Genomic DNA, 6,191 nt, shown 5'->3' with positions numbered 1-6,191 from the left:
ACTTATTACCATTAGACTTAATAAAAGAAAGAGAAGAGAACAATCCTCTTCTCTTTCACTCAATAAAATGATTAGAATGAATCAGTTAGCGCCCACGTGATATTGCCGTAAAATGCCTGACCTGCAAATGCAGTGGTTGAATCTCCCGCGGCCAATTCCAAAGTCATGGAATTAATCGGTAATGCGTACCCATGATCGCTAATACTTGAATCAGTTTTTGCGAGTTCGGTAGATGTTCCATCTAATGTTAATTCTGCAACACCCGCTGCGATTCCACTCCCTACAGTAATGTTCGCTGCATTAGTTGTTGTATTCGCTGCCGTTGGTGCACTTGGAGCAGCCCAATCCTTCATATCTCCAACAGAAACCTTAATTTTCCCTGAGTTGATGATTTGAGAAGAGGCTACTGGGTTCGTTAAGTTAGACGCACTGGCTGACAATGTCCATTCATTGTTTGTCACACTGCTGTCTCTGCCATCATATAGGGCCACATATTTCCCAGTTGTTCCGATAGATTGTGTTAAGGCATTTCCTGCAGTGTGCGTATTCCCGAAATCAACAAGGTTGGGCACAAACCGCATTTGTAATACTTCTGGATCTGGATCTGGATTTGTAACATGTCCTTCTGTTTCGAATTGAACCCTTACCGGCGTATCCAAAGTATCCGCAAATCCTCCAATACTTCCCGCAAATGCCAACCCCAAAACGGATAGGCTAGCTAAACTGATGACTAACTTTCCTTTTAAATCTTTCATCCTATTTCTCTCCTTTTTTATTCTAATTTTTATTCTAAACAGAAAGTGGAGCTTTCTGTTTTAGCAAATGGACTACTTTCTGTTAAAATTAATTATTATTATGGAAACTACGTTTCGGTAGAGTGCCTCTTTTCTCTTGGTTTCATGAAAACCATGAAAAGTGTGCTTATCCTTGGTAATACAGCGTTCTTGACGAGTTCTGACGGGAACTGACGGGAAAAGCATTCAAAGATTATCATTTAGGAACGCACTTCTACCTCAACATGAAGAAATGCGAATAAAGAATGCGAGCTCTATTCCGGTAAGCGCTTTCTTAAGAAAAGAAAAAAACCTCTCCAAAATCTCTTAGCAAAAAATTTTTTTAGGATTTTAGTCAGTCGTCTATTTTAAAATTTTTTCCATTTGATAGATCACTTGAACACGCTGTTCAAGCATGGAATCTGCATACGTATCTAAAGTCAACTGCGTAGATGTATGCCCCAACAGAGCGCTTACAGATAGAATATCTCCTTGAGCCTCCAAGCAACGTGTCGCAAAGGTGTGTCGCAATTGGTGGAAGTGAATATCCTTGATTTCGGCTTTCTCGCATAACCGGTGAAAATGATAGGTTAACAAGCGCGGTTCGATGGGGCGATTCTTTCTGGAGAAAACATACAGACTATTCGATGCTTTCTTTAGTCGACGCAATAGCTTTCTTACTTTCTTCCCGAAAGGAACGATTCGTGCGGCCGCATCTGTCTTCGCGGTGTCATAGATCAGTTGTGTCTTATGAGCCCCATCTGACAATGCTAAACGTTGATACGTATGGGAGACGGTCATCAAATTTCGATCGAAATCGATATCTGACCAACGCAAGGCAGCAATTTCTCCAATACGCAAGCCAGTGTACAACGCTAAAATCGTTGGTATACCATGACTTCCACTCGCGTTAATCGCCACTTTTTCTAAATGCTGTTGTTCTTTTTGAGTCAAGGAACGAATCTTCTGTTTTCTCTCTTTAGGCAATTCAATAGAAGTAAATGGATTTTCCTTTAGATAGTCCAATTTCTTTGCTTGGTTTAAGCACTGACATAAGATCTGTAGAATTACTTTCATCGTGGAACGTTTTAATCCGTAACGAGACCACTGTTGAATCAGTTCTTTTCCACTCTCTGAGGTCAACTCATTTAGCAACTGATTTCCAATAAAAGGAAAGACATACTTTGTCAATTTGTACTGATAATTGGCATACGTGGAGGGTTTTACCTTCCTTTGCATCCGACTCAACCACTGGGAACCCCACTCCTCTAATGGAATACAAGAATTTCCTTGAATACTTTGAATGGTTTGATAACGAATTTTTAAAGGATAGAGTTTCATCCGTACCTCTTGTAACGATCCACCATAGACGTAGCCGTATTTTACTTGACCATTGGCCTTCCGCCCTTTTTGATATCGGCCCTCCCAACGGCCATCTTTTCTCTTATAAATATTTTCTCCTCTACGCATAGTTTTCTCCTTTCATTTGACGGCGAAAATGACGGTCTATACAACCCTCTTTTCACCAATTTTTATTATTTCGGTATATATATTCCAATCTAAAATTAAGATAAAAATGAACTTCGATAACTTTTTGTCAAAATAAGCATTGAAATGATCTTTTAAATGAATTATAATGAATCAGACAGTTAATTTTAACTAGTTTTTTGAGTTCTAGGTTAATTGTTTAACTTGGTTTTCATGAAACCAAGGAAATGTAAAGTTATAATTAACAAATCATTAACTTTACGAATGATGAAAACATCTCCCAAGTTCAGGAGATGCTTTTTTTATTCATTCAATCATTTCTCCTATGTCTAATGGTCCTCTAAGAATCCCTCGTCCCATACAAGGGATCTCAGAGAATGGAGTTTAGCATGCGTATGTATTAAGGGGTTTCCTAAAAACGTACTCTAAACGTACATTTTTAGGAAATCTGATAAAAACAAAAAAAGGACTTCAAAAAGAAGTCCTCAGACTGTAGACAAAGTCTCTTTTTTTACCAAGAGTAACCAAACGCTATTTATTCAAGGAAATATAAAAGAAAATGTAGTAGGAGTAGAATGAATTGACGCACTAGAGAAGAAATAGCACGCGATCAAACCGTCTCTTTTTTCAGAATAGGTTTTATGTTCCCTCTCAAAGAAGAGAATTACTCAGCTTTTTCTATGTTCTTTAAATAAATTTAATGTTATTTCCCCGTTTAATGGAAAATGGATCAAAGAACAGAATACTCCCTCCTTGAGCAGCAAGAAATTGTTGATTTAAAATCGGATACCAGTCAGATAAAAATAGGTTTCTAACTCAAATCCGAGCTAGAAACCTATTTGGTCTACAGTCTGTGCCACTTCTTGAAGTGGCATACAAGCAATTTTTGTAACATCCGTCATCAAAAGGTCCACGTCAAAAATATTCCACTCAACATGAAAATAGATATGATATACTAATACAAGACTTGTTATTATTCAGGTGTAGTATTGTTCGGTCGTGGTGACCCCGGCAACTTTACAATTTCTTTTTGAAACGTTGGTTGTAAGGAGGTCTGCCAATGAATCACAGTGGAATGGGAAAGGTTACGTTCTGAAAAATAGTGTTGCAAAACATTATTGCAGTCCTAACGATCATTAATTTGGTGTTAGAGATTGCGAACAAAATAAAAAGCTTAAAGGAGTAATCCTCTAAGCTAAACCCTGTATCACTGCCGAAACAGTTTTGTAAAAGGTGTTACCAGCACCTTTTACCTACACCTGAATTATAACAAGTTTTTTTTGTTACGTCAAAATAAACGAAACTCTGGATTGCGTCAAGAATTTGTTGGGTTTTGTATTTCTCCAAAATATGGTAATGAATAAAACCTTGATAAATCAATAAAATTTATTTAATCACGCGAGCTACTTTGTTGCGTGTACCAGTGCCCCCCAAAAGACTTAAAACAGCTATAAAGCGCTCATATTTGCGTTTTATAGCTGTTTTATGCTTAATTAAGTGTCTTTTTTTCTGACGCTTAGTGGGTATTAACGTTCTTCTTTCTCATTTGCCACTTTTTATGACGTTGGTAAGATGTCCAATTTGTTTTTATCATAGCGCCAAAGCAGGCAACTCCAATGAAACCATAAATCAGCTGTTTCCGATTTGTAGCCCCTAGGGCTAATAAAACAAATAGTCCAGTTGCTAAAAGATAGAATGTTGTGCGAAAAAAGGCATGCCAGATTTTCACTTTTTTTGAGCTAGTCGCAGAAGAAGAAGGAAGGATACCCTCTATCAAACCAGCAAAAATTAATTCAGCTAGTAATTCAGCTAATACCTCAAACATAGCAACAACAGTCTCCTTTATTTTACTTTCGAGAAATCTGTAGAAGTTGAACGAAGAAATTAGTGGCGTCTTTAGGATCAAGACCTTGATGTAACACTACATTTAATGCTCTTCCATGTATAACTGTTGATAGGCTTGTTCCGACAGGCGATACCCTTGCCCCCAAGAGGTTTCAATGATCTCTCCAGTTAGACCGACTTCTTCTAGCTTTCGCTTCAATTTACTGATTAAGGTCGAGAGTTGAGACATTGTCGAGTGCGTTTTGGGTTTCCTCCACATTTCTCTGCAGAGGTCTTCTCGAGAAATAACAACGGTCTGGCGTTGATACAAAATCGTCAACAATCTTTCTTCAGATGTGCTCAATGGAAGACTTGATATCGCTAGGTTCTTTTTCGGGTGAACAGGTGAAACATCCGTATTCACTAATCCTGTTTGATCACAAGTCAATTGATCTCGGAGTGTTTCTAACGTTGGGTAACACTTAATCCAATCCGACAGCCCCAGCTCTTGCCATTCGAGTGTTTGCGTTTCATTCAATTGCTCATCTGTTTTTCTCAGAAGAATCAGCGCGTGTCTTTTTAAGGTTGACACTAAAGCGGCAACTAATTTCGTATCAATGGTTTCACTAAAAATCACTTGATGGTACATCGATAAAAAGCTGTCCGGCACACGATCAGACAAAATACCCTCAATCAAAGAAATGGAAGTGAACACTTCGTTTCCCAATTGTCTTAATTGTTTTTCAAAGTTGTCTTCGTTATCTATATTTTTCGTTAGCAGCAGTATTCTTGTCATGATCGTCCTCCGTCTTTTTCACTATTTATCGATTTAAGAAGTAATTCAATTGTTCTTGCCAGTTCATATAAAGGAGTACACCCGCTATAATTGAGAGCAACGAAACAAACAGCAACCCGCAATCCACCAGCAGCGTCGTTCCTTTTCGTCCCACTTTTGCGGAAAGGCGACTGTCTTTAATAAAAAAGTAAGCAAAAGCACTCATTGAAACAAGTGCGACGATCCCGAATACTCCGATCCATACTTGTATTGACATAGCATTCTCCCCTATGGCGTATCATCCAGGGACCACGTCAAGGTCGCGGAATAATACGTATTTTTCTTTCCAGCATTCGCCGGTAACTGTAACGAGACCTTATCAAAAGGAATCCGAAGCTGCCAAGTTTCTGCTCCTTCTCCTGTGCCTGCCGTAACTAAAGGTTTTGCCGTTTGACCGGCGACTAAGGTTTCATCAGCCAACACAGTAGAGGGCACACCTGTAGGTGTTGGATCAATTGCTTCAGATGGTGTGTCCCGATCGACAATGGACTCGATCGACAGGTCTTGCATTCGCAACGAGGTTCCAGCACTGTTTGGCATAACCTCACTTGTACTATCTTTAAAATCAGATAGTTGTGCACTAAGTTTCCAGCCGCTATTGACTGCTCGATCGTCTCGTAATCGTGTATAAAACCCTTCAGACACCACTTCAGTATTCGTCAGATAATTGGATGAATGAAGTGAAAAAGTCTGGGCTGTATTCTTTACATCCCAAAGTCCAAATCGGAATGATTCCGGAACCGACAGCAAAGCCATATCCTCTTGGGTTTTCGGCGTATACGTCTGTTCGTCATCTTTGATCTGAACAGAACCCTCTGTCTGGTTTGTTCTTGATTGTGAGTCTTGCCAATCTAATCGTCCGATAGCTTTTAACCAGTCATTTGCATTACCAGTCGCAGTAGTAGTGAATTCAAAGGTAATATTTTGGTGCTGATCTAAATCGCCTAAGTTGGTTGACCCATCAATATCAGAAAGGGACGCTGGTACTCCGTCACGTTTAATACTGCTGGGATCGATCACAAGACCTGTAGGTAAAGTGAGAGTCGCATGAACATTCTCTGCTTTAAGAGGATTGATACTCTTGATTGTCCACTTCCAAGCAACCGTACCGCCAGATTCTACTTTTTTTTCATCCTCTGGTTCTAAAACAAGCTGACTTTCCAAGTCACTAACCGGAGCAAAACGAATGGTTCCACCATAACTTTTATATCCAGATGAAGCCCCCTCTGTTAAATCACTTTCGGAATAATTAAACTGTAACTGTTTATTAT

Annotated in this window: 6 protein-coding genes; all 6 read right to left on the bottom strand. The window is 39.1% G+C overall.

The window, feature by feature from the left end; all coding sequences use genetic code 11:
- Window positions 1–71 precede the first annotated feature (71 nt).
- Complete coding sequence (locus JZO85_RS22815; RefSeq protein WP_207110809.1) at window positions 72–755, bottom strand: WxL domain-containing protein; 684 nt, start codon at window positions 753–755, stop codon at window positions 72–74.
- 381 nt (window positions 756–1,136) lie between these two features.
- Window positions 1,137–2,243: a tyrosine-type recombinase/integrase gene (locus JZO85_RS22810; protein WP_207110808.1), complete on the bottom strand. Its 1,107-nt coding sequence runs from the start codon at window positions 2,241–2,243 to the stop codon at window positions 1,137–1,139.
- A gap of 1,534 nt (window positions 2,244–3,777) precedes the next feature.
- Complete coding sequence (locus JZO85_RS22805; RefSeq protein WP_207110807.1) at window positions 3,778–4,086, bottom strand: hypothetical protein; 309 nt, start codon at window positions 4,084–4,086, stop codon at window positions 3,778–3,780.
- Between the two features lie 102 nt (window positions 4,087–4,188).
- Window positions 4,189–4,881 (bottom strand): winged helix-turn-helix domain-containing protein, encoded by a 693-nt coding sequence (locus JZO85_RS22800; RefSeq protein ID WP_207110806.1) that lies wholly within the window; start codon window positions 4,879–4,881, stop codon window positions 4,189–4,191.
- 25 nt (window positions 4,882–4,906) lie between these two features.
- Window positions 4,907–5,137: a hypothetical protein gene (locus JZO85_RS22795; protein WP_207110805.1), complete on the bottom strand. Its 231-nt coding sequence runs from the start codon at window positions 5,135–5,137 to the stop codon at window positions 4,907–4,909.
- A gap of 11 nt (window positions 5,138–5,148) precedes the next feature.
- Window positions 5,149–6,191, bottom strand: a 1,043-nt coding sequence (locus JZO85_RS22790; RefSeq protein WP_207110804.1) for a WxL domain-containing protein, incomplete at its 5' end; no start/stop codon positions are given.

Origin of the sequence: Candidatus Enterococcus murrayae, from assembly GCF_017315985.1 — a bacterium.
GTDB classification, from domain to species: domain Bacteria; phylum Bacillota; class Bacilli; order Lactobacillales; family Enterococcaceae; genus Enterococcus_A; species Enterococcus_A murrayae.
This window is presented reverse-complemented; position numbering and strand designations above follow the sequence as displayed.

What these genes read in the sequence shown, in the direction of transcription:
- JZO85_RS22815 (WP_207110809.1), bottom strand. Translation starts at nt 755, where the DNA reads ATGAAAGATTTAAAAGGAAAGTTAGTCATCAGTTTAGCTAGCCTATCC.
- JZO85_RS22810 (WP_207110808.1), bottom strand. Translation starts at nt 2,243, where the DNA reads ATGCGTAGAGGAGAAAATATTTATAAGAGAAAAGATGGCCGTTGGGAG.
- JZO85_RS22805 (WP_207110807.1), bottom strand. Translation starts at nt 4,086, where the DNA reads ATGTTTGAGGTATTAGCTGAATTACTAGCTGAATTAATTTTTGCTGGT.
- JZO85_RS22800 (WP_207110806.1), bottom strand. Translation starts at nt 4,881, where the DNA reads ATGACAAGAATACTGCTGCTAACGAAAAATATAGATAACGAAGACAAC.
- JZO85_RS22795 (WP_207110805.1), bottom strand. Translation starts at nt 5,137, where the DNA reads ATGTCAATACAAGTATGGATCGGAGTATTCGGGATCGTCGCACTTGTT.